Annotated in this window: 2 protein-coding genes; both read right to left on the reverse strand. The window is 74.5% G+C overall.

Annotation, left to right across the window (positions count from 1 at the left end):
* On the reverse strand, nt 1-13,461 hold the full coding sequence (locus MQV74_RS01270; protein ID WP_242714130.1) for an amino acid adenylation domain-containing protein: 13,461 nt from the start codon (nt 13,459-13,461) through the stop codon (nt 1-3).
* Entirely contained in the window at nt 13,458-24,551 is an 11,094-nt protein-coding gene (locus MQV74_RS01275; RefSeq protein WP_242714131.1) for a non-ribosomal peptide synthetase, read from the reverse strand. Before MQV74_RS01275 ends, MQV74_RS01270 begins: the two co-directional genes overlap by 4 nt.
* Nucleotides 24,552-24,572: the final 21 nt, after the last annotated feature.

Genomic DNA, 24,572 nt, shown 5'->3' on the forward strand with positions numbered 1-24,572 from the left:
TCACGCGTCGCCGTCGAGGGCCTCGGCGAGGACCGCGCCGATCGCGGCGGCCCCCTCGGCTCCGAACAGGTCGGCGTGGCGGCAGTCGACGGGGTGGTCGGTGATCGCGCCCGCCACATACGGCTGCCAGGCCTCCCGCGCGGTGACCGCGCCGGCCGGGCGGTCGCGCGTCGCGGTCACGAACAGGACGTCGCAGTCGACGCTGCCTGGCGTGTGGTCGCGGATCAGACGGCTGCTGTGCACGGCGGTGTCGAGCACGGCTGCCACGGTGGCCTCGTCCAGCTGGAGCCGCCGGGCCTGCTCCTCGCCCAGCAGCGCGAGCACGTCACGGCGGTCCGCGCCGCGCTCGACCAGGTCGCGCACCGCGCTCCCCGCTCCCGGCAGCAGGGCGGCGAGCACTTCCTCCTCGGCCTCCGCGTCGAGGACGGCCGGGTCCTTGACCGCGTCGTCGGCCGGATAGGAGTCGAGCAGCGCGAGGAACGCGACCTGCTCGCCGTCCTTCTCCAGGAGCCGGGCCATGGCGTGCGCGACGGTACCGCCGAGGGACCAGCCGAGCAGGTGGTACGGGCCCGTGGGCTGCACGGCCCGCACGCGGGCGGCGTAGTCCTCGGCCATCTCCTCGATGGAGGCGGGCCTGGCGCCCGGCTCCGTGATGCCGCGCGCCTGCAGGCCGTACACCGGGCGCTCCGCGTCCACGTGCCCGAGCAGAGCCGCGTAGTTCCAGCTCAGTCCGAGGACGGGGTGCACGCAGAAGAGGGGCGCCGCGCTGCCGGTGGTGCGCAGGGGCAGGAGCACGTCGAGGCCGTTGTCGGCGGCTCCTTCGCCGAGCCGCGCGCCGATCCCGGCGGCGGTCGGGGTCTCGAACAGCGCCCGCAGTCCCATCTCGGTGCCGAACGTCCTCCGCACCGCGCCCATCAGGCGTACGGCGAGCAGCGAGTGCCCGCCGAGCGCGAAGAAGTCGTCGTCGGGACCGACTTCCGGCACGCCGAGGGCGTCGGCGAACAGCGAGCAGAGCACCAGTTCCTGCGGGGTGCCCGGGGGACGCCCCGCACCCCCGGCGGGCAGCGCCGGGGCGGGCAGGGCCCGCTTGTCCAGCTTCCCGTTGGGCGTCGTCGGCAGCGCGTCGAGGTGCACGAAGGCCGAGGGCACCATGTAGTCGGGCAGCAGGCCCACGGCGTACGCGCGCAGCAGGGCCGGATCCGTCGTGTCCCCCGCCTCCGGTACGACGTACGCCACCAGGCGCCGGTCCCCCGGCCGGTCCTCACGGATGACGACGGCCGCTTGCCGCACGTTCTCGTGCCGCAGGAGTACGGCTTCGATCTCGCCGGGTTCGATGCGGAAGCCGCGCAGCTTGACCTGGTCGTCGGCCCGGCCGACGAAGACCAGCTGACCGTGCGCGTCCCAACGCACCAAGTCGCCAGTACGGTACATGCGTCCGCCAGGCGTGTACGGGTCGGCCACGAAACGCTCAGCCGTCAAGCCCGGGCGCTTCAGATAACCGCGCGCCAAGGCCTCACCAGAGACGTACAGCTCGCCTACGACACCCTGCGGGACCAGGCGCAGATGCGCGTCCAGAACATACAGGCGGGTGTTCCACACAGGACGGCCGATCGGGACCGTGCCGCCCTCCATCCCCGTACCCGTGCCCGTACCCGTGCCGAAGGTGACCTGGATGGTCGTCTCCGTCGGACCGTACAGATTGACCGGCTGCACACCCCACACGCCCACCGCCGACGCGGCCAGCGAGGACCGCAGCGGCTCACCACCGGCGAACACCCGACGCAGAGACGTCACTTCCTTCGCCTGCGGCACCTCCAGCACCGCCGCCAGCAAAGTGGGCACAAACTGCGCCACCGTCACCTCATGCTCCCGCATGAATGCCACCAGGCGTTCCGGCTCCTTGGCCACCTCATCAGAAGCCACCACCACCGCAGCCCCCGACACCAACGGCAACCACGACTCCCACACCGCCGCATCAAAACCCGGCGACGTACGAGCCAGCACACGATCCCCAGCCCCGATACCGAACTCCGCCCGCATCCACAGCATGTGGTTCACCGCAGCACCCTGCGACACCACCACACCCTTCGGACGACCCGTCGAACCCGACGTATAGATCACATAGGCGCCGTCCCCGCCCGACACCGCAGGCAGTTCGGCGGCCGCCGTACGGCCCTCGGCGACGGCGACTCGCGGGAGGCCGGCAGGCACGAGGTCCGCCGTGCCGTCCGCCACGACGACCGCGACCGGCCGCGCCTCCTCAAGGACCCCGGCGATGCGCTCCGACGGCAGGCCCGCGTCCAGCGGCAACCACGCCGCACCCGACAACGCCACACCCACCTGCGCCACCACCCAGTCCACCGAGCGCGGCACCACCACACCCACGACCGGGCCGACATCGGCGCCACTCGCCACGAGCCGCGCGGCCAAGGCGTTGGCCCGGTCCCACAACTCCGCGTACGACAGAGTGGTTTCACCATCCGCAACAGCCACCGCGTCAGGGTGCGCGGCGGTCTGCTCCCGCAGCAGCGACAGCAGCGTCGCCCCTTCCGGAACCTCGGTCGCGGCCCCGGCGCCCCAGGCGGCCAGGCGGTCGCGCTCGTCGTCCGCGAGCAGTTCCACGTCGCTCACGCGAGCCTCGGGCTCCGTCACCGCACCGGCCAGGAAGCGCCCGAAGGAGTCGGCGAGGAACCGCGCCGTGGCGGCGTCGAACAGGTCGGCGGAATACTCCAGCTCGCCGTCCAGGTCCTGCCCCAGCGTGAGGGAGAGGTCGAACTTGGCGGCCGTGGCGGCGACGGGTTCGGGGCGGGCGGTGAGGCCGTCGAGTTCGGTGTGCGGCAGCTCCGTGTTCTGGAGGGTGAGCATGACCTGGAAGAGCGGGTGACGGGCCATGGACCGGACCGGGTTGAGGGCCTCCACGAGGCGCTCGAAGGGCAGGTCCTGGTGGGCGTACGCGCTCAGGTCGCGGTCACGGACGCGCTCCAGCAGGGTGTAAAACGTGGGGTCGCCCGATACGTCGGTGCGCAGGACCAGGGTGTTCACGAAGAAGCCCACCAGGTCGTGGGTGGCTTCGTCGGTACGCCCGGCGACGGGCGTGCCGACCGGGATGTCGTCGCCGCAGCCGAGGGCGGTCAGCCATCCGGCCAGTGCGGCCTGGAGCACCATGAAGACGCTGGTGTGCGTCTGCCGGGCCAGGTCGGTCACGCGCTCGCGCACCTCGGCCTCGACGCGCAGCGGCACGCTGCCGCCGCGGCCCGTGGACCGGGCGGGCCGTGGCCGGTCGGCGGGCAGGGCGAGCTCTTCCGGTAGGCCGTCCAACGCCTCGGTCCAGTAGGCGAGTTGGCGTGCGGCCAGGCTGTCGGCGTCGTTCTCGTCGCCGAGCAGTGCGCGCTGCCACAGGGTGTAGTCGGCGTACTGCACGGGCAGTTCGGGCCACTCGGGGGTCACGGCCGCGCGGCGGGCCGCGTAGGCGGTGGTGAGGTCGCGGACGAGCGGGGCCGTGGACCAGCCGTCGGTGACGATGTGGTGCAGGACGAGCAGCAGGACGTGCTCGTCGGCCGCGAGCCGGAAGACGGTGGCGCGCACCGGCGCCCGCTCGGTGATGTCGAAGGTGGCCGCGGCCTCCCGTGCCAGGGCGGCGTGCAGGGCCTCCTCGTCGTCGCGTACGTCCGTGAGGCGCACGTCGGGCGTCGTCGCGTCCGCCGCCCGGACGACCTGGTGCGGCTCGCCCCCGGACTCCGGGAAGACGGTCCGCAGGCTCTCGTGCCGGGCCACGACGTCGGCGAGCGCCCCGCGGAGCGCGTCGAGGTCGAGGGCACCGGTCAGACGCAGCGCCATCGGCACGTTGTAGGTGGGTGTGGGGCCGGTGAAGGCCTCCAGGAACCACAGGCGCTGCTGGGCGAAGGAGAGCGGGAGGCGCTCGGGGCGCGTGGCGGGGAGCAGGGCGGGGCGCCCGGGCTCGTGCCGCTCGTCCAGGGCCGTGGCGAGCGCGGCGACGGTGGGCGCCTCGAAGAGCGTCCGCAGCGGCATCTCCGTACCGAGGACGGTACGGATCCGGCTCGCCAGGCGGGTGGCGAGCAGCGAGTGGCCGCCGAGCGCGAAGAAGCTGTCGTCGATCCCGACCCCCGGCACGCCGAGGACCTCGGCGAACAGGCCGCACAGGATCTCCTCGCGGGGCGAGCGCGGGGCGCGCCCGGCCTCGGTGGGCGCGAACTCCGGCTCGGGCAGGGCCTTGCGGTTGACCTTGCCGTTGGGCATCAGGGGCAGCGCGTCGAGGGCCATGAACGTCGACGGCACCATGTAGTCGGGCAGGCTCGCGCCGAGGCGCTCGCGCAGCGCGGCGACGCGGTCGGGAGTGCCGACGGCGTAGGCGACGAGGCGCTTGTCCCCCGCCTCGTCCTGGTGGAGGCGTACGACGGCCTTCCCGATGCCGGGCTCCGCCTCGATCGCGGCCTCGACCTCGCCGAGTTCGATGCGGAAGCCGCGCAGCTTGACCTGGTCGTCGGCGCGGCCGAGGAAGACGAGCTGGCCGTCGGCGCCCCACCGCACCAGGTCACCGGTGCGGTACATGCGCTCGCCCGTGGCGAACGGGTCGGCCACGAAGCGCTCCGCCGTCAGGCCCGGGCGCTTCAGGTAGCCGCGCGCAAGGCCGGTGCCGGAGACGTACAGTTCGCCGACGACGCCCGGCGGGACCAGGCGCAGGCCCTGGTCGAGGACGTAGACGCGCTTGTTCCAGATGGGGCGGCCGATGGGCGGGATCGTGGGGTCGGCGATCGGGTCGCTCATCGACGCACAGACCGTCGCCTCGGTCGGACCGTACGAGTTGATCATGCGGCGGTCGCGGTACCAGCGCCGGACCAGGGCGGGCGAGCTGGCCTCGCCGCCGACGATGAGGGTGCCGCCCTCCGGCAGCGACCCTTCGGGCATGACGGCGAGCCCCGCGGGCGGCAGGTCGATGTGGGTGATGCCCTGCTCGGCGACCAGTGCCACGAGCGGGTCGCCCGGCATCATGCGCTCCAGCGGGGCGATGACCACGCGGGCGCCGCTGAGCAGCGCGGACCACACCTCGGAGACGTGGCTGTCGAAGCTCAGCGAGGAGAACTGCAGGACGCGGCTCTCCGGCTTGGTCGCGTACCACTCGACCTTGGACCAGCCGAGGCTGGGCAGGCCCGCGTGCGGCACGACGACGCCCTTGGGCCGCCCCGTGGAGCCCGAGGTGTAGATCAGGTACGCGGGGTGGTGCGCGCGCAGTGGCGCGGCCCGGTCGGCGTCGTCCAGGTCGGTGGTGGCGTACCCGGCGAGCTCCGCGCGCAGGGCGGGCGCGTCGAGGACGACCGCGGTGCGCCCGTCGAGCGGCAGCCGCCCGGCCACCTCGGACACGGTGACGACGAGGGCCGGGTCGGCGTCGTCGAGCATGTACGCGATGCGGTCGGCCGGGTACTCGGGGTCGACCGGCAGATAGGCGGCACCGGACTTCAGGACGGCGAGCAGCGTCACGAGCATCCGCTCGCTGCGCGGCATCGCCATGGCCACGAACCGCTCCGGGCCCGCGCCGCGCGCCACGAGGAGCCGGGCGAGGCGGTTCACTTCGGCGTTCAGCGCCGCGTACGACAGCTCCGTGCCTTCGTAGGCCACGGCCACGGACTCCGGGGAGCGGCGCACCTGGTCCTGGAGGAGTTCGTGGATGAGCCCGTCCGGGATGTCCCGTCGGGTGTCGTTCCACTGGTTCAGGAGCAGGTCGCGCTCAGCGGGGGTGGTGAGGTCGTGGTGGGCGACGCGCCGGTCGGGTGCGGTGCACACGGCTGTCAGGAAGGCGGCGAGCCGGTCCGCGAACGCCTGGGCCGTGCCGTGGTCGTAGAGGTCGGCGGAGTAGTCGACCGAGCCCGTGATGCCGTCGGGCGCGCCGTCGGTGAAGGTCTCCCCCACGTCCACGGAGAGGTCGAACTTGACTCCCCCGCGCGGGAGTTGCTCGGCGGCGACGCGCAGGCCGGGGAGGTCCATCGCGGGCAGGTCGGTGTTCTGGAAGGCCAGCATCACCTGGAACAGCGGATGGCGGCCCAGCGAACGCACCGGGTTCAGGACCTCCACCAGGCGCTCGAACGGCACGTCCTGCTGCGCGAACGCCGCCAGGTCCACCTCCCGCACACGCGCGAGCAACTCACGGAACGTCGGATCGCCGGACACGTCGGTGCGCAGCACCAACGTGTTCACGAAGAAACCGACCGCGTCCTCCAACGCCTCGTCCGTACGGCCCGCCACCGGCGAGCCGATCGGCACGTCGTCCCCTGCCCCCAGACGGGCGAGGAGGGCGGCGAGCGCCGCCTGGAGGACCATGAAGACGCTGGTGCCGCTGTCCTGGGCGAGCCGCGCGAGGCGCGCGTGCACGTCGGCGTCGACGGCGAAGGGCACGCTGCCGCCCCGGTCGCTGCCCGCGTTCGGGCGTACGCGGTCGCCGGGCAGGGTCACTTCCTCCGGGAGGCCCGCCAGCGCGGTCTCCCAGTACGCGATCTGGCGCGCGAGGACGCTGTCGGCGTCGCTCTCGCCGCCGAGCAGTTCGCGCTGCCACAGGGCGTAGTCGGCGTACTGCACGGGCAGCGGCTGCCACGCCGGAGCGCGGCCCTCGGCACGGGCCGCGTACGCCACCGACACGTCCCGGGCCAGCGGCGCCAGCGACCAGCCGTCACCCGCCACGTGGTGCAGGACGAGGAGCAGGACGTGGCTGTCCGCCGCGACCGAGAACAGCACGGCCCGCAGCGGCAGCTCCGCCGCGAGGTCGAAGCCTTCCTGGACGGCGGTGCACAGCGCGCCCGCGAGTGCGTCCTCGGCGATGCCCGTCAGGGCGAGCGGCACCGTCGCGGCCGTGGTGGCGCGCACCACCTGCTCCGGTTCGCCGTCCCGCTCGGGGAAGACGGTTCGCAGGCTCTCGTGCCGGTCCATGACGTCGGCGAGCGCAGCACGCAGCGCCTCGCGGTCGAGGCGGCCCGTCAGCCGCAGCGCCAGCGGCATGTTGTACGCGCCGCTGTCCGGCTCCAGGCGGTTCAGGAACCACAGGCGGCGCTGGGCGTACGAGAGCGGAAGGCGCTCGGGCCGGGCGCCCGGGAGCAGAGCGGGGCGGTCCTCCACAGCGGCCTGGTCCAGGGTGGCCTGGTCCAGGGCTGCCGCGAGGGCGGCCACGGTCGGCGCCTCGAAGAGCGTCCGCAGTGGCATCTCGACACCGACGGCGGTACGGACGCGGCTGGCGAGCCGGGTCGCGAGCAGCGAGTGCCCGCCCAGGGCGAAGAAGTTGTCGTCCACGCCGACACGCTGCTCGTCCAGGCCCAGCACGTCCGCGAACAGGGCGAGCAGCTGCTCCTCACGCGGTGTCGCGGGCGCGCGGCCCTCCTGGAGCGGGGCGAACTCGGGTGCGGGCAAGGCCTTCCGGTTCACCTTGCCGTTGGGCAGCAGGGGGAAGGCGTCGAGGGCCACGACGAGGGACGGCAGCATGTACTCCGGCAGCGTCCGGGCCAGGGCCGCGCGCAGTCCGGCCGTGACATCCACCCCGCCGACGACGTAGGCGACGAGGTGCTGCTCCCCCGCAGGCGTCGAGTGCGGCGCCACGACGGCACGGGACACACCGTCCAGGGCCTCGATGGCGGCTTCGATCTCGCCGGGTTCGATGCGGAAGCCACGCAGCTTGACCTGGTCGTCGGCCCGGCCGACGAAGACCAGCTGACCGTGCGCGTCCCACCGCACCAAGTCGCCAGTACGGTACATGCGCTCACCCGTGACGAACGGGTCGGCCACGAAACGCTCAGCCGTCAAGCCCGGGCGCTTCAGATAACCGCGCGCCAAGGCCTCGCCGGAGACGTAGAGCTCACCCACAACGCCCTGGGGGACCAGGCGCAGATGCGCGTCCAGAACATACAGACGGGTGTTCCACACCGGACGGCCGATCGGGACCGTGCCACCCTCCGTCCCCGCACCCGCACCCGCACCCGCACCCGCACCGAAGGTGACCTGGATAGTCGTCTCCGTCGGACCGTACAGATTGACCGGCCGCACACCCCACACGCCCACCGCCGACGCGGCCAGCGAGGACCGCAGCGGCTCACCACCGGCGAACACCCGCCGCAGAGACGTCACTTCCTTCGCCCGCGGCACCTCCAGCACCGCCGCCAGCAAAGTAGGCACGAACTGCGCCACCGTCACCTCATGCTCCCGCATGAACCCGACGAGCCGTTCCGGCTCCTTGGCCACCTCATCAGAAACCACCACCACCGCAGCCCCCGACACCAACGGCAACCACGACTCCCACACCGCCGCATCAAAACCCGGCGACGTACGAGCCAGCACACGATCCCCAACCCCGATACCGAACTCCGCCCGCATCCACAGCATGTGGTTCACCGCAGCACCCTGCGACACCACCACACCCTTCGGACGACCCGTCGAACCCGACGTATAAATCACATACGCGCCGTCCCCGCCCGACACCACGGGGTCCTCGGCATTCGCCGCCTGCTCGTGGTCCACGACGACGTGGGTGAGCTCGGGCGGCACGAGGCCTGCCGTGTCCTCGACCACGACGACCGCGACCGGCCGCGCCTCCTCAAGGACCCCGGCGATGCGCTCCGACGGCAGGCCCGCGTCCAGCGGCAACCACGCCGCACCCGACAACGCCACACCCACCTGCGCCACCACCCAGTCCACCGAGCGCGGCACCACCACACCCACGACCGAACCGGGACCAGCACCCGCCGCCAGCAGACGTGCGGCCAGGTGACCGGCGGCACCCTTCAACTCCCCGTACGAGAGCGTGGATTCACCATCCGTCACGGCCACCGCGTCAGGGTGCGCGGCGGTCTGCTCCCGCAGGAGGGACAGCAGGGTCGTCGCCTCCGGGACCGCCACCTCGCTGCCCTGTCCGGCTGCGAGCGCGGCCTCGCGCTCGCTGTCCGTGAGGAGTTCGAAGGTGCCGAGTCGGCGGTCCGCGTCCTTCACCGCGGACGTCAGGAACGTGGTGAGCCGGTCGGCGATGCCCTGGGCCGTCGCTCGGTCGAAGAGATCGGTGGCGAAGTCGAGGGTGCCTTCGAGGCCCGCGGCGGCGCCGACCTCGTCGTGGCGTTCCCGCAGGTTGACCATGAGGTCGAACTTCGCGGCGACCGGTGCGCCCGGCCCTTCCTCGACGCGCAGGCCGGGGAGGTCCACGACGGGCAGTTCGGTGTTCTGGAAGGCCAGCATCACCTGGAACAGCGGATGACGACCCAACGAGCGTGCCGGGTTCAGGACCTCCACCAGGCGCTCGAACGGCACGTCCTGCTGCGCGAACGCCGCCAGATCCGCCTCCCGCACACGCGCGAGCAACTCACGGAAGGTCGGATCACCGGACACATCGGTGCGCAGCACCAATGTGTTCACGAAGAAGCCGACCGCGTCCTCAAGTGCTTCGTCCGTACGGCCCGCCACCGGTGAACCGATCGGCACGTCGTCCCCCGCCCCCAGACGCGAGAGCAGCCCCGCGAGGGCCGTCCGCGCCACCATGAAGACGCTCGTCCCGCTCGCGCGCGCGAGGTCCACGAGCTGTGCGTGGGCCTCGGCGTCCACCGTGAAGGGCACGGTGTCGGCGCGGTGGCTGGGGCGGGCGGGGCGGGGGCGGTCGAAGGGCAGCGGGAGCTCCTCCGGGAGGTCCGCCAACGCGTCGCGCCAGTAGGCGACTTGGCGGGCGAGGAGGCTGTCGGGGTCGCTCTCGTCGCCGAGCAGCTCCTGCTGCCACAGGGCGTAGTCGGCGTACTGCACGGGCAGCGGCTGCCACGCCGGAGCGCGGCCCTCGGCGCGGGCCGCGTACGCCACCGACACGTCCCGGGCCAGCGGCGCCAGCGACCAGCCGTCACCCGCCACGTGGTGCAGGACGAGGAGCAGGACGTGGCTGTCCGGTCCGGTCGCGCACAGGCGCGCGTACACGGGCAGGTCGGTGGCGAGGTCGAAGCGGTGGCGGGCGGCCTCGGCGAGGTCCGCAGCCAGGTCGGCCTCGGCGCACTCGCGTACGTCGAAGGGCACGGTCGCGCGGGCCGGGTCCAGGACCACCTGGTGGGGTTCGCCGTCGCTCTCGGCGAAGACGGTGCGCAGGCTCTCGTGGCGTTCGACGACGTCGGCGAGCGCGGCGCGCAGGGCGTCGTGGTCGAGGCGGCCCGTCAGGCGCAGCGCGAAGGGCATGTTGTAGGCGTCGCCGCCGGGCTCCAGGCGGTCGAGGAACCACAGGCGGCGCTGGCCGACGGAGAGCGGGAGGCGCTCGGGGCGCGGGGTCACGGCGCGTACGGCGGGCCGGGTGCCGGTGGTGCCCTGGCGCGCGCGGGCGGCGAGGCCCGCGACCGTCGGGGTGTCGAAGACGGCGCGCAGCGGCAGTTCGACGTCGAGGGCGGCGCGGATGCGGCTGATCACACGGGTGGCGAGCAGGGAGTGGCCACCGAGCGCGAAGAAGTCGTCGTCGGCGCCCACCCGCTCCAGGCCGAGGACCTCGGCGAAGATGCCGCAGAGGGCTTCCTCGGTGGCGTTCGCGGGGGCCCGGCCCGTGCTCGCCGCGGTGAACTCGGGGGCGGGCAGGGCCTTGCGGTCCAGCTTGCCGCTGGGGGTCAGGGGCACGGCGTCGACGGTGATGACGGCCGACGGGACCATGTAGTCGGGGAGCGCGGCGGCCGCGTGGGCGCGCAGCGCCGCCTCGTCGCCGGGGGTGTCCCCGTGGACGTAGGCGACGAGGAGCTCGTCACCCGTGGCGCGCTCGTGGACGACGACGGTGGCCCAGGACACGCCGGGGGCGGTGGCGAGCACGGCCGCTATCTCGTCGAGTTCGACGCGCAGCCCGCGCAGTTTCACCTGGTGGTCGGCGCGGCCGACGAACACGAGGTGGCCGTGGCGGTTCCAGCGGACGAGGTCGCCGGTGCGGTACATGCGCGCGCCGTGCGCGAACGGGGCGGCCACGAAGCGCTCGGCGGTCAGGCCGGGGCGTCCCGCGTAGCCGCGGGCGAGCTGGTCGCCCGCCAGGTACAGCTCCCCGGTGACGCCGGGCGGCACGGGGCGCAGGGTGCGGTCGAGGACGTACACCTGGGTGTTCCACACGGGGCGGCCGATGGGGACGGTGCCGCCGGTCTCCCCGGGGGACGCGCGGTGGTAGGTGACGTCGACGGCGGCCTCGGTCGGGCCGTACAGGTTGTGCAGCCGGGTTCCGGCGTGGCCGAGGACGTCGTGGAAGCGGGTGGCGAGGTCGGCGGGCAGGGCCTCGCCGCTGCACACCACGTGGCGCAGGCTCGCGCAGTCGGCGGCGGCCGGTTCGTCGACGAAGGCGTGCAGCATGGACGGCACGAAGTGGGTCATGGTGACGCCGTGGCGCCGGATGGTCGCGGCGAGCCGGGCGGGGTCGCGGTGGGCGCCGGGCTCGGCCATGACGAGGGCCGCGCCGGAGAGCAGCGGCAGGAAGAACTCCCACACGGACACGTCGAAGCTCGACGGCGTCTTCTGCAGGACGCGGTCGGCGGCGCCCACGTCGTACGCGGCGCGCATCCACAGGAGCCGGTTGACGATGGCGTCGTGCGGGACGGCGACGCCCTTGGGGCGGCCCGTGGAGCCCGAGGTGTAGATCATGTACGCGGCGTTGCGGGGCCGCAGGGGGGCGGTGCGCTCGGCGTCGGTCAGGTCGTGGTCGGCGTACCGCTCCAGACGGGCGCGCAGGGCGGTGTCGTCGAGGGCCAGGGGGGCGGGCGTCCGCGGAAGCTGGGCCGCCAGGTCGACGGTGGTGAGGACGGCGACGGGGGCCGCGTCGGCCAGCATGTAGGCGATGCGGTCGGCCGGGTAGTCGGGGTCGACGGGCACGTAGGCCGCGCCGGACTTGAGGACGGCGAGGAGGGCCACCATCAGCTCGACGGAGCGGGGCACGGCGAGCGCGACGGTCGTCTCGGGTCCGGCGCCCAGGGCGACGAGGTGGCGGGCCAGCCGGTGGGACCGCGCGGAGAGCTCCCGGTAGGTGAGGGTCTCGTCGCCGAAGACGAGGGCGGGGGCGTCGGGGGTGCGGGCGGCCTGCTCCTCGATGACGGCCGGCAGGGTGGTGGCGGGGACCTCGCGCGCGGTGTCGTTCACGTCGGCGAGGACGCGGCGGTCCGCCGGTGTGGCGATGTCGTGCCGGGCGAGCGGCAGGTCCGGCGCGGCGCTCACCGCGGCCAGGAAGGCGGCGAGCCGGTCCGTGAACGCCTGAGCTGTCTCGCGGTCGTACAGGTCTGCGGAGTAGTCGACGCAGCCCGTGATGCCGCCGGGCGCGCCCGCGGTGAAGCTCTCCCCCACCTCGACGTGCAGGTCGAACTTGGCGCCGCCGCGCGGGAGTTCCTCGGGGGCGACGCGCAGGCCCGGCAGGTCCACGACGGGCAGGGCGGTGTTCTGGAAGGCCAGCATGACCTGGAAGAGCGGGTGGCGGCCGCGCGACCGTGCCGGGTTCAGGGCCTCGACCAGGCGCTCGAACGGCACGTCCTGGTGCGCGAAGGCGGCCAGGTCCGCGGCGCGGACGCGGCCGAGGAGTTCGCGGAAGCTCGGGTCGCCGGAGACGTCGGTGCGCAGCACCAGCGTGTTCACGAAGAAGCCGACCGCGTCCTCCAGGGCCTCCTCGGTGCGGCCCGCCATGGGTGAGCCGATTGGCACGTCCTCGCCCGCGCCGAGCCGGGCGAGGAGTGCGGCCAGGGCCGCCTGCACGACCATGAAGACGCTCGCCCCGCTCTCCTGGGCGAGTCCCGCGAGGCGCGCGTGCACGGCGGCGTCCACGGCGAAAGGCACGCTGCCGGAGCGCTCGCTGCTCACGGCGGGGCGCGTCCGGTCGCCCGGCAGGCCCGCCTCGTCCGGCATCTCGGCGAGGGCGCCGCGCCAGTAGGCGATCTGGCGGGCCATCAGGCTGTCCGGGTCGCTGTCGTCGCCGAGCAGCTCCTGCTGCCACAGCGCGTAGTCGGCGTACTGCACCGGCAGCGGTTCCCACCCGGGCGCCCGGCCCTCGGCGCGGGCCGCGTACGCCACCGACACGTCCCGGGCCAGCGGCGCCATCGACCAGCCGTCACCGGCCACATGGTGCAGCACCATCATCAGGACGTGGCTGTCGGGCGTGACCGAGAACAGCTCCACGCGCAGCGGCAGGTCGGTGGCCAGGTCGAAGCGGTGGCCCGCCGCGGCGGTGAGGGCCTCCCTCAGCTCGTCCTCGGAGCAGGAGCGTTCGACGATGTCCAGGCGCACCTTGTCCATGCGCAGGATGCGCTGGCGCGGTTCGCCGTCGCGCTCGGGGAAGACGGTGCGCAGGCTCTCGTGGCGTTCGACGACGTCGGTGAGCGCGGCACGCAGCGCCTCGCGGTCGAGGCGGCCGGTGAGGCGCAGCGCCAGCGGCATGTTGTAGAGCGCCGTGCCGTCCTGGAGGCGGTTGAGGAACCACAGGCGGCGCTGGGCGTACGACAGCGGGATCATTCGTCCTCCTCGGGACGGCGCATGCGGCGCAGGGCCGGGCGGCTGGGGCGGCCCTGCTCCGTGGTGGTGCTTGCTGCGGTGGCGGCGGCCTGCGCGAGGCGGGCCACCGTGGGGTTCTCGAACAGGGCGCCGAGCGGCAGGTCCACGCCGAGGGCGGCGCGGACGCGGCTGATCACGCGGGTGGCGAGCAGGGAGTGGCCGCCGAGGACGAAGAAGTCGTCGTCGACGCCGACCCGCTCCAGGCCGAGGACCTCGGCGACGATGCCCGCGAGGGTCTCCTCGCGGTGGTCGCGCGGGGCCCGGTAGGCGGTGTGCTCGTCCGCGCGGACGTCGGGCGCGGGCAGCGCTGACCGGTCGAGCTTGCCGCTCGGGGTGAGCGGCAGCGCGTCCAGGGTGATCAGGTGCGCGGGCACCATGTAGCCGGGCAGGGCGCGGGCGGCGTGCTCGCGCAGCGCGCCGGGGAGCCCGGCGTCCGGGGCGCCCTCGGGAACGACGTAGGCGACCAGGCGCAGGTCCCCGGCGGGGCCCTCGGCGGCGGTGGCGACGCAGTGGGCCACGGCGGGGTGCGCGGCCAGGACGGACTCGACCTCGCCGAGCTCGATGCGGAAGCCGCGGATCTTCACCTGCTGGTCGGAGCGGCCGAGGTAGGCGAGCTGGCCGTCAGCGGTCCAGCGCACCAGGTCGCCGGTGCGGTACAGGCGGGCGCCGGGGGTGAACGGGCTGGCCACGAAGCGTTCCGCGGTGAGCGCGGGGCGCCGCAGATAGCCGCGGGCGAGTCCGGCGCCCGCGAGGTACAGCTCGCCCGCGACGCCCGGCGGCACCGGCCGCAGGTGCGCGTCGAGGACGTACACCTGGGTGTTGCGCACCGGACGACCGATCAGCGGGGCCTGGGCGCCCTCGCTGTCGGCGTGCCAGGCGGTGGCGTAGACGGTGGCCTCGGTCGGCCCGTAGATGTTGGCGATCCGGCTGCCGGGGACGGCGGCGCGGAGGTCGGCCACGGCCTGCGCGGAGAGGGCCTCGCCCGCCAGGACGACGGTGTCGGCGGTGACCTTGCCCGCGGCCCCGCCGAGGACGCCCGCGAAGGCCGAGGGCACACCGCTGAGCAGCGTGCCGTCCCAGCGCGGCCGTTCACCGATGACGAGCAGGTCCCGGACGATCTCTACGCGGCCGCCGCAGGCCAGCGGCCCGAACAGCTCGAAGACGGAGACGTCGAAGTTGAGGGACGTGGCGCACAGGACGCGGGCGAGCCGCTCGGGGCCGAACTCCTCGGCCGCCCACAGGGCGAGGTTCACGGCGTTGGCGTGCGGCACCACGACGCCCTTGGGCCTGCCGGTGGAGCCGGAGGTGTAGATGGCGTAGGCGGGGTGGCCGGGGCGCAGCGGGGCGCGGCGTTCGGCGTCGGTGAGCGGGGTGGCGGGGTGCGCGGCGACGGCGGTGGCCGTCAGGGGGTCGTCGAGGACCAGGCGCGGCACCTCGGCCGTGGCGGGCGTGGTGGCCGCGGTGGTGACCAGGAGCGCCGGTCGGGCGTCGCCCAGGATGTGGGCGATCCGGTCGGCGGGGTAGGCCGGGTCCACCGGGACGTAGGCGGCGCCCGCCTTCAGCACGGCGAGGACGGCGACCAGGGTCTCGGCGGTGCGGGGCAGCGCGAGGGCGACGAAGTCCTCGGGTCCCGCGCCCCGTTCGACGAGGTGGCGGGCGAGGCGGTTGGCCCGCTCGTCGAGCTCCCGGTAGGTCAGGGTGGTGTCCGCCGCGAGGACTGCCTCGGCGTCCGGGGTGCGGGCCGCCTGCGCCTCCACGAGGGCGTGCAGCGTGGTGGGCGGGGTGGGGCGCGCCGTGGCGTTCCAGCCGTCGACGATCAGGGTGTGCTGCTCGGGGGCGAGCACCGGGGCGGCGCCGACGGGGCTGTCCGGTGCGGCCGCGGCCGCCTCCAGGAGGCGTGCGAACGACGCGGCCAGGCCTTCGACGGTGGCGGCGTCGAACAGGTCCGTGGCGTACTCCACTTCGCCCTCGATGCCGAGGGCGGTGCCGTCGTCGGCGTATCGCTCGGTGAGGCTGAAGGCGAGGTCGAACTTGGCGGAGGCGGCGCCGGTCCGCTCGACCGTCGCGTCGAGCCCCGCGAGGCCGACCTCGGCCGCCGTGGTGTTCTGGAACGTCAGCATCGTCTGGAACAGCGGGTGGCGGGCCATGGACCGGGCCGGGTTGAGCTGCTCCACCAGGTGCTCGAAGGGCACGTCCTGGTGCGCGAACGCCGCGAGGTCCGCCTCCTTCACGCGGGCGAGGAGCTCACGGAAGGTCGGGTCGCCCGACACGTCGGTGCGCAGCACGAGGGTGTTCACGAAGAAGCCGACGAGGTCGTCGAGCGCGACGTCGGTGCGCCCGGCCACGGAGGTGCCGAGCACGATGTCGGTGCCCGCGCCCCACCGCGACAGGAGTGCGGCGAGCCCGGCCTGGACGGCCATGAAGGGGCTGGCGCCGCCGTCGCGGGCGAGGCGTGCCAGGGCGGCGTGGGTGTCGGGGCCGAGCCGCACGGGCACGGTCGCGCCCCGGTGGCTCGCGGTGCGCGGGCGCGGCCGGTCGTAGGGGAGCTGGAGCTCGTCCGGTGCCCCGGCCAGCTCCGTGCGCCAGAACGCGGTCTGCCGCGCGGCCGGGCTGTGCGGGTCCGCCACGTCACCGAGAAGGGCGCGCTGCCACAGGGCGTAGTCGGCGTACTGCACGGGCAGCGGGTGCCACGCCGGTGGCGCCCCCTGGGCGCGGGCCGCGTACGCGAGGGAGATGTCCCGGGCGAGCGGGCGCATGGACCAGCCGTCGGCGGCGATGTGGTGCACGACGAGCAGCAGGACGTGCTCGTCGGTGTCGACTCCGAACAGATGGGCGCGCAGCGGGAGTTCGTCCGTGAGGTCGAACTTGCGGGTGATGGCGGCGGCCAGCTCGTCGTCCAGGCGGGCGCGCGGGCAGTCGCGGACCTCCGGCTCGACGGGCGCGGCGGGGCGCACGAGCTGGTGCGGTTCGCCGTCGGTCTCCGGGAAGACGGTGCGCAGGCTCTCGTGCCGTGCCACGACGTCGGCGAGGGCCGCCGTGAGGGCCGCGCGGTCGAGAGGGCCGCGCACGCGCACGGCCAGCGGCATGTGGTAGGCGGCGGAGCCCTCTTCCAGGCGGTTGAGGAACCACAGGCGGCGCTGGGCGTACGACAGGGGTACGGCAGCGGGCCGGTCCGTGGCGGTGAGCGGCGGCCTCGCGTCACCCGCGGTGGCGGCGATGCGAGCCGCGAGCCCGGCCACGGTGGGCTGCTCGAACAGGTCCTTGATCTGCACCTCGGTGCCGAGTTCGGCGCGGATGCGGCTGGTGAGCCGGGTGGCGAGCAGGGAGTGCCCGCCGAGGTCGAGGAAGCTGTCGTCGATGCCGACCCGCTCCACGCCGAGCACGTCGGCGAAGAGCGCGCACAGCGCGGCCTCGCGCTCGGTGCGGGGCGCGCGGCTGCTCGCGGCGGACTCGAAGCCGGGGCGCGGCAGCGCCTTGCGGTCGAGCTTGCCGCTGGGCGTCAGCGGCCAGTGGTCGAGGGTGAGGAACGCCGAGGGCACCATGTGGGCGGGCAGCTCGGCGGTGAGGTGGGCGCGCAGCGCTTCGCCGTCCGGGGACGGGGACGAGGACGGGGACGGGGACATGGGCGTGGACGTGGGCGTGGGCGTGGACGCTTCGGCGGGCAGGACGTACGCCACGAGCCTGCCCTCGACGACGGCCACGGCCGCCTGGCCGACCGCGGGGTGTGCGCTCAGGGCGGCCTCGATCTCGCCGAGTTCGACGCGCTGGCCGCGGATCTTGACCTGGTGGTCGGAGCGCCCGGCGTAGCGCACGCGGCCTTCGGCGTCCCACGATCCGAGGTCGCCGGTGCGGTACATGCGGGTGCCGGGCGGGCCGTAGGGGTCGGCCACGAAGCGTTCGGCGGTCAGGGCGCGCCGGTCCAGGTAGCCGCGGGCGAGCTGGGTGCCCGCGAGGTAGAGCTCGCCGGTGACGCCCGGGGGCACCGGGCGCAGGGCCGCGTCCAGGATGCGGATCTGGGTGTTCCAGACGGGGCGGCCGATCGGCACCGTGCGCGGTACGTCCTGCTGGGGGCAGGTCCAGTGGGTGACGTCGACGGCGGCCTCGGTCGGCCCGTACAGGTTGTGCAGGGGGGCGTCGGAGATCTTCCGGAAGTCCTCGACGAGGTCGGCGGGCAGGGCCTCGCCGCTGCTGAAGACGCGGCGCAGGCGCGTGCGGCCCCGGGCGGCGGGCTCGTCGGCGAAGGCCCGCAGCATCGACGGCACGAAGTGCACGGTGGTGACGCCGGTGTCCTGGACGAGACGGGCCAGGAGCGCGGGTTCGCGGTGCGCTCCGGGCGGCGCGACGACGATCGAGGCGCCGCTGATCAGCGGCCAGAAGAACTCCCACACCGAGACGTCGAAGCCCGACGGGGTCTTCTGGAGCACGCGGTCGGTGGCGTCCAGGCCGTACTGGTGCTGCATCCACAGGAGGCGGTTGACGATCGCCGCGTGCTCCACGACCACGCCCTTGGGGCGGCCGGTGGAGCCCGAGGTGTAGATGACGTACGCGGGAGTGCGGCCGACCGGGCGCTCCGTGTCCGGATCGGTGTCGGGGCAGGACCGTACGCGCGCCATGACGTCGTCGCTGTCCAGGGCGAGGGCCGGGACGTGGCAGGGCAGGCCGGGGGCGAGCACGGTGCTCGTCAGGACGAGGTCGGGCGCGGCGTCGGTCAGGATCTGCGCGGTGCGCGACGCGGGGTGGTCCGGGTCGAGCGGCACGTAGGCCGCGCCGGTCTTGACGATGGCGAGCAGCGCGAGGACGAGGTCGGGCGAGCGCTCCAGGGCTACGCCGACCTTCGTCTCCGGGCGGGCCCCGCGCTCGCGCAGGTGGTGGGCCAGCCGGTTGGCGCGCGCGTTGAGTTCGGCGTACGTCCAGGTCGTGTCGCCGTGGTGGAGGGCGGGCGCGTCGGGGGTGCGGGCGGCCTGCTCCTCGACGAGGGCGGGCAGGGTGGTGTCGGGCACCGGGTGCGCGGTCGCGTTCCACCCGGTGAGGACCTGGGCGCGCTCTTCGGGGGCGAGCAGGTCGAGGCGGGCGAGCGGGGTGTCCAGGTCGTCGGCCAGGGCTTCGAGGAGCCGGTGCAGGCGCAGGCCGATGTGTTCGGCCTCCGCGCGGCCGACGACGTCGGGGCGGTGGTCGAGGGCGATGCGCAGCCGCCCGCCGCCGTGCTGGCCGGGCAGCACGACCAGGCGCAGCGGGTAGTGCGCGCCGTCGTGGACGGTGACGTCGGTGACGGCCAGTCCGCCGCCGGGCAGCCGCAGCGCCGCCATGTCCACCGGGTAGTTCTCGAAGACCAGGCAGGTGTCGAAGAGGGCGCCGAGGCCGGTCGCGGTGTGCAGGTCGGTGAGGGCGACGTGGTGGTGCGGGGTGAGCGCCGACTGCTCGGCCTGCACCGCGCCGAGCAGCTGGGCGGCGGTCGCTCCCGGCGTGGGGCGCACCCGGACCGGCACGGTGTTGATGAGCAGCCCGACGACGTCCTCGGCGCCCGGCAGGTCGGCAGGGCGGCCGGAGACGGTGGCGCCGAAGAGCACGTCGTCGCGCCCGGTGAGCGCGCCGAGGAGGATGCCCCAGGCGCCCTGCACCAGGGTGTTCAGGGTCAGGCCCCGGCCGCGCGCGGCGGCGAGGAGGCGCTGGGTGAGGTCGGCGGTGAAGTCGAGGGACACCCGCTCGGGCCGCCGCGGCAGGCCGGCGCCCGCGGGGGCGGCGAGGAGGGTGGGTTCGTCGACTCCGGCGAGCGCGTCCGTCCAGGCGCGCAGCGTCTCGTCGTGGTCCTGGCGGGAGAGCCAGCCGAGGTGGTCGCGGAAGGGCCGCACCGCGGGCAGCGCGCGGGCGCCCTGGGTGTACAGCGTGAACAGCTCGCCCATCAGGAGCGCGGTGGACCAGCCGTCGAGGACGACGTGGTGGTTCATGAGGACGAGCACGTGCCGGTCGGCGGCGAGCCGCAGCAGGCCGAAGCGGACGAGGCGGGGCGTCGAGACGTCGAAGCGCTCGGCCCGGTCCGCGGCGAGGATCTCGTCGAGCCGGCCGCGCAGGGCCGCCGGGTCCAGGTCGCTGAGGTCCGTCTCCCGCCAGTCCAGGGGCACCTCACGGGCCACGACCTGGGTCCAGGTGCCGTCGTCGCCGCGCTGGCGGAACGCGCTGCGCAGCACCGGGTGGCGGCGCACCAGCTCGTGCGCGGCGGCGCGCAGCGCGGCGGCGGCGGTCGCGTCGAGGGGGCCGGTGAGCTCGAAGGCGAACTGCGCGGTGTACACGTCGGCACCAGAGGTGTCGTACAGCGCGTGGAACAGGAGCCCTTCCTGGAAGGGCGTGACGGGCAGGACGTCCTCGACGCCGCCGTAGGCGGGCGTGAACTCCGCCTCCAGAGCGTCGATGTCGGGCTGTGTCAGGGCGACGAGGCCCAGGTCGGACGGTGTGTGCCCGCCCGCGCCCGGGGTCCGCGCATGCCGTACGAGGGTCTCCAGGGCCCGCTGCCAGGTGTCCGCGAGCGCCGCGACCTCGTGTGCGTCGAAGAGGTCGCCGGGCCAGCGCCAGACCACGCTCAGCTCCTCGCCGTCGCCGCTCTCCTGGGCGATGACCTCGATCTCCAGGGCGTGGGCGAGCGGCATCCGCGGGTCGCCGCCGCCGCGGAGCCCGTCGGCGTCGAGGGTCCAGGCGAGGTCGCCGGCGTCGCCGGTGCCGAGACCGGACGTACGGCCGAGGTAGTTGAAGCCGATCTGCGCGTGCTGGCGCGCGGCGAGCACGGCGGCGGTGTCGGCGTTGAGGTAGCGCAGCAGGCCGTAGCCCAGGCCGTGGTGGGGCAGGGCGCGCAGGTGCTCCTTGACGGACTTGATGAGGTCGCCCGCGGCCGCTCCCCCGGTCCACGTGCCCTCAAGGTCGCCCGGTGCGTCGAGGCGGACCGGGTACAAGGAGGTGAACCAGCCGACGGTGCCGGTCAAGTCGCCCCCGAGGGCCTCCGTTTCGCGGCCGTGGCCTTCGACGTCGACGCGGACCGGGCCCGTGGCGCGGCCGGTGGCGCCCCGCCAGTCGGTGACGGCGAGCGCGAGGCCCGCGAGGAGGACGTCGGTGGTGCCCGCGTGGAAGGCGGCGGGCACGGAGGTGAGCAGCGGGCCCGTCAGGTCGGCGGGCAGGGTGCGGGTCAGCCGGGCCTCGGTGGCCGCGGTGTCGCGGGCCCGGTCCAGGGGGCGACGGCCGAGCGGCTGCTCGTCGTCGCCGAGGATGTCCTGCCACAGGGCGAGTTCGGCGGTGTGCTCCGGCGCGTGGGCGAGGCGTACGGCCTGCTCGGCCCACTCCTTGAGCGGGGTGGTCAGCGGGGCGGGGTCCGGGGCGGCGCCCCGCGCCTCGGCCTCGTAGGCGGCGATGAGTTCGGGCACCAGGATGCGCCAGGAGACGCCGTCGACGCACAGGTGGTGCAGGACGAGCACGAGGCGGCCCGGCGCGTCGGGGCCGCGGTCGCACCACACCGCTTCGACCAGTGCGCCGTCGCGGGGCGCGAGGCGGCGCGCGGCCTGCTCGCGCTGGTCGTCGGCGAACGCGCGCAGGGCGTCGCCGTCCAGCTGCGCGGCGTCGACGCGGGTGACGCACTCCTTGGCGGACACCGTGTCGCGCGGGGCCACGGCCAGCTGCCAGGCGCCGTCCTCGTCGGTGAGCCGCAGGCGCAGCGCGTCGTGCCGGTCGAGCAGGTGCTGCACGGCGCGGACCAGCGCCTGTTCGTCGAGGTCCGCCGGGACGCCGAGGACCGCCGACTGGTGGAAGGCGTCGATGGGGCCGCCGCGTTCGCGCAGCCACTCGACGATGGGCGTGGCGGGCACGGGGCCGGTGCCCGCGTCCGGGTCGCGCTCGGCCGCGGCCGTCTCCTCGGTGCGGCAGACGCGGGCGAGGGCGGTGACGGTGCGGTGCGTGAAGACGTCGCGCGGCGTGAGCACCAGGCCCGCTGCGCGCGCCCGGCTGGCGAGCTGGATCGCCATGATGCTGTCGCCGCCGGCCGCGAAGAAGTCCTCGTCGACGCCGACGGACTCGACGCCGAGCACCTGTGCGTACAGGGCGCACAGCGCCGTCTCGGCCGGGGTCGCCGGGGCCCGCCCGCTCTCGGCGGCGGTGAAGACGGGCTCGGGCAGCGCCCTGCGGTCGACCTTGCCGTTGTGGGTGAGCGGCAGCGTGTCCAGGGCGACGAAGGCGGCGGGCACCATGTACGAGGGCAAGTCGCGGGCGGCGTACGCGCGCAGGTCGTCGAGGTCGAGGGCGGCGGACGCCCCGGTCCTCTCCGTGGCGAGGGGCCCGGCTCCGTCGGTGAGCGGGGCGTTGCCCGCCTCGCGTGCCGCGGCCTCCTCGGCGACGACGTAGGCGACGATGCGCTTGTCTCCGCGCGGGCCGGTGCGGATGTCCACGGCGGCGTGGGCGACGCGCGGGTGCGCGGCGAGAGCGGACTCGATCTCGCCCGGTTCGATGCGGAAGCCCCGGATCTTCACCTGGTCGTCGGCGCGGCCGACGAACTCCAGGTCGCCGTCGGTGTTCCAGCGCACCAGGTCACCGGTGCGGTACATGCGTGCCCCCGCGGCGAAGGGGTCGGCGACGAAGCGTTCGGCGGTTCTGCCCCCCTGCCGGACGTAGCCGCGCGCGAGCCCGATGCCGCCGGCGTACAGCTCGCCGACGCTGCCCGGCGGCACGGGCCGCAGGCCCTCGTCGAGGACGTAGGCGCGCATGCCCTGGAAGGGGCGGCCGATGGGCATGGGGTCGGGCACGTCGGCCTGCGGGGGCAGCCGGTGGTAGGTGATGAAGGTGGTGGCCTCGGCCGGGCCGTAGCCGTCGACGACGGTGATGTCCGGGCAGGCCTCGCGGATCCGGCGCACGGTGGCCGCGGGCACGACGTCGCCGCCCGCCCACAGCTCGGTGAGTCCCTTGAGGCAGCCGGGGTCCTCCTCGGCGATGAGCCGGAACAGCCCGGCCGTCAGCCACAGCGAGGTGACGCGGTGCCGGGCGAGGGTGGCGCCCAGGGTGGGGATGTCCAGTTCACCGGGGGGTGCGACGACGACTTCGCCGCCGCCGAGGAGCGGCACCCACACCTCGTACGTCGCGGCGTCGAAGGCGGCCGGCGAGTGGAGGAGCACCCGCTGCTGTGCGCCGCCGCGCCAGACGCTGTCGAGGGCGAGCCCGAGGATGTCCTCGTGGGTGATGGCGACGCCCTTCGCGGCGCCGGTCGAGCCGGAGGTGTACATCACGTACGCCAGCTGTGCGGGGCGGCAGACGACGTCGGGCTCGTCGACGGGCTGTCCGGCCCGGACGGCGGGGTCGTCGACGGCGACGGCGGGCACGCCGAGCGCGTGGGCCCGCTCCATGGTCGTGCGGTCGCAGAGCACCAGGGTGGCGCCGGTGTCCCGTGCCATGGCGCGCAGCCGCTGGTCGGGGTGGCGGAGGTCGACGGGCACGTAGCAGCCGCCCGCCTTGACGACGGCGAGCAGGGAGACGACGAGGTCGGCGGTGCGCTCCTGGAGCACGACGACGGGCGTCTCGGTGTGTACGCCGAGTGCGCGGAGGCGGTGTGCCAGCTGGTTGGCGCGCTCGTCGAGCTCGCGGTAGGTCAGGTGCTCGTCGCCGCAGGTCACGGCGGTCGCGTCCGGGGTGCGCAGGACCTGTGCGCCGAAGCGCTCGGTGAGGGTGGTGGCCGTGGGGTCCTCGCGGTGCGGGGTGCTGATGCCGCCGGTGAGGACGTGGCGGCGCTCGGCGGCCGTGAGCAGTTCGGTGCGGCCGACCGTGGCGCCGGGGTCGGCGGCGGCCGCGCTCAGGAAGGACAGCAGGCGCTGCTGGTGTCCGGTGGCCTCGTCGGGCGTGTACGAGGCGGCGTTGGCCTCGACTTCGAGGAGGATGCCGTCGCCGCCGTGGTCCTGCACGACGACCGAGAGGTCCTCGGCGGGCCCGGCGAGATAGGTCTGGGCGCCGACGGCGTCGCCGAAGCGCAGTCCGCCGCCGAACGGCAGGATGTTGACCTGCGTGGTGAACAGGGCGTCGGTGGTGCCGAGGTCGGCGCGCATCTCCTCGGAGAGGTAGCGCTGGTGGCGCAGTGCGCGCTTGGCCTCGGCGGACGCCTGCCGCACCAGGTCGGTCCAGGCGGCGCCGGGGTCGACCTCAAGGCGCAGCGGCACGACGTTGGAGACCATGCCGGGCGTGGCGCGCAGGGCCGCGTTGGTGCGCGCGGTCACGGGCAGGCCGAGCACCACGTCCCGCTCTCCCGTCATCCGGTGCAGATATCCGGCGGTGGCGGCGATGACCAGGGCGGGCAGGGCGCTGCGGGCCGTGCGCGCGGCCTGCCGCACGGTGTCCGCGGCCGCGGTGCCGATGCGTCCGACGCGGCGCGTCGCGCTGCCCGCGGGGGCAACGGGACGGCCCGAGAGCGCGAGGGGCGTCGGCAGGTCGCGCAGCCGCTCCGCCCAGTAGGCACGGTCGTCGTCGTACGCCGCCGAGGCGCGGTAGTCCGCGTCCTGCGCGAGGAGCTCGGGCAGCGTCCCGAAGGTGCGGTCCTTCGGCTCCTCGGCACGGGCGAACGCCGTGTAGATGTCGGCCACGCGGCCGCTGATGAGGGCGCCGGAGTAGCCGTCGGTGACGAGGTGGTTCCCCTGGAGGTAGAGCAGGTGCCACTCCGGGGAGAGCCGGAGCACGGCGACCGTGAACAGCGGCCCCGCCACCAGGTCGACCGGGCGCTCCACGGACTCCCGCATCCACCGCTCGGCGGCCTCGCGCGGCAGCAGTTCGCCGCTGAGGTCGACGTAGGGCAGCTCCCAGTCGTCGGGGCGCTCGCGCCGGATCTGCACGGCGGTGGCGCCGCTCTCCTCGAACCGCACGCCGAGCGCCTCGGTCTCCGCGATCGCCTGCCGCGCGGCCCCAAGGAGCAGCTCGGGCGTCAACGGCCCGCGGATATCGGTGTATTGGGCGACGTTGTACGCGCTGCTCACCGAATCCAGCTGCTGCGCGAGCCACACGCCGCGCTGCGCGCGCGAAAGCGGCGAACGGTCAAGGCCAAGCATGACTAGCTCCCCCGTAATTCC

This window comes from Streptomyces sp. AN091965 (assembly GCF_022698285.1).
GTDB lineage: Bacteria > Actinomycetota > Actinomycetes > Streptomycetales > Streptomycetaceae > Streptomyces.

What these genes read in the sequence shown, in the direction of transcription:
- MQV74_RS01270 (WP_242714130.1), bottom strand. Translation starts at nt 13,461, where the DNA reads ATGATCCCGCTGTCGTACGCCCAGCGCCGCCTGTGGTTCCTCAACCGC.
- MQV74_RS01275 (WP_242714131.1), bottom strand. Translation starts at nt 24,551, where the DNA reads ATGCTTGGCCTTGACCGTTCGCCGCTTTCGCGCGCGCAGCGCGGCGTG.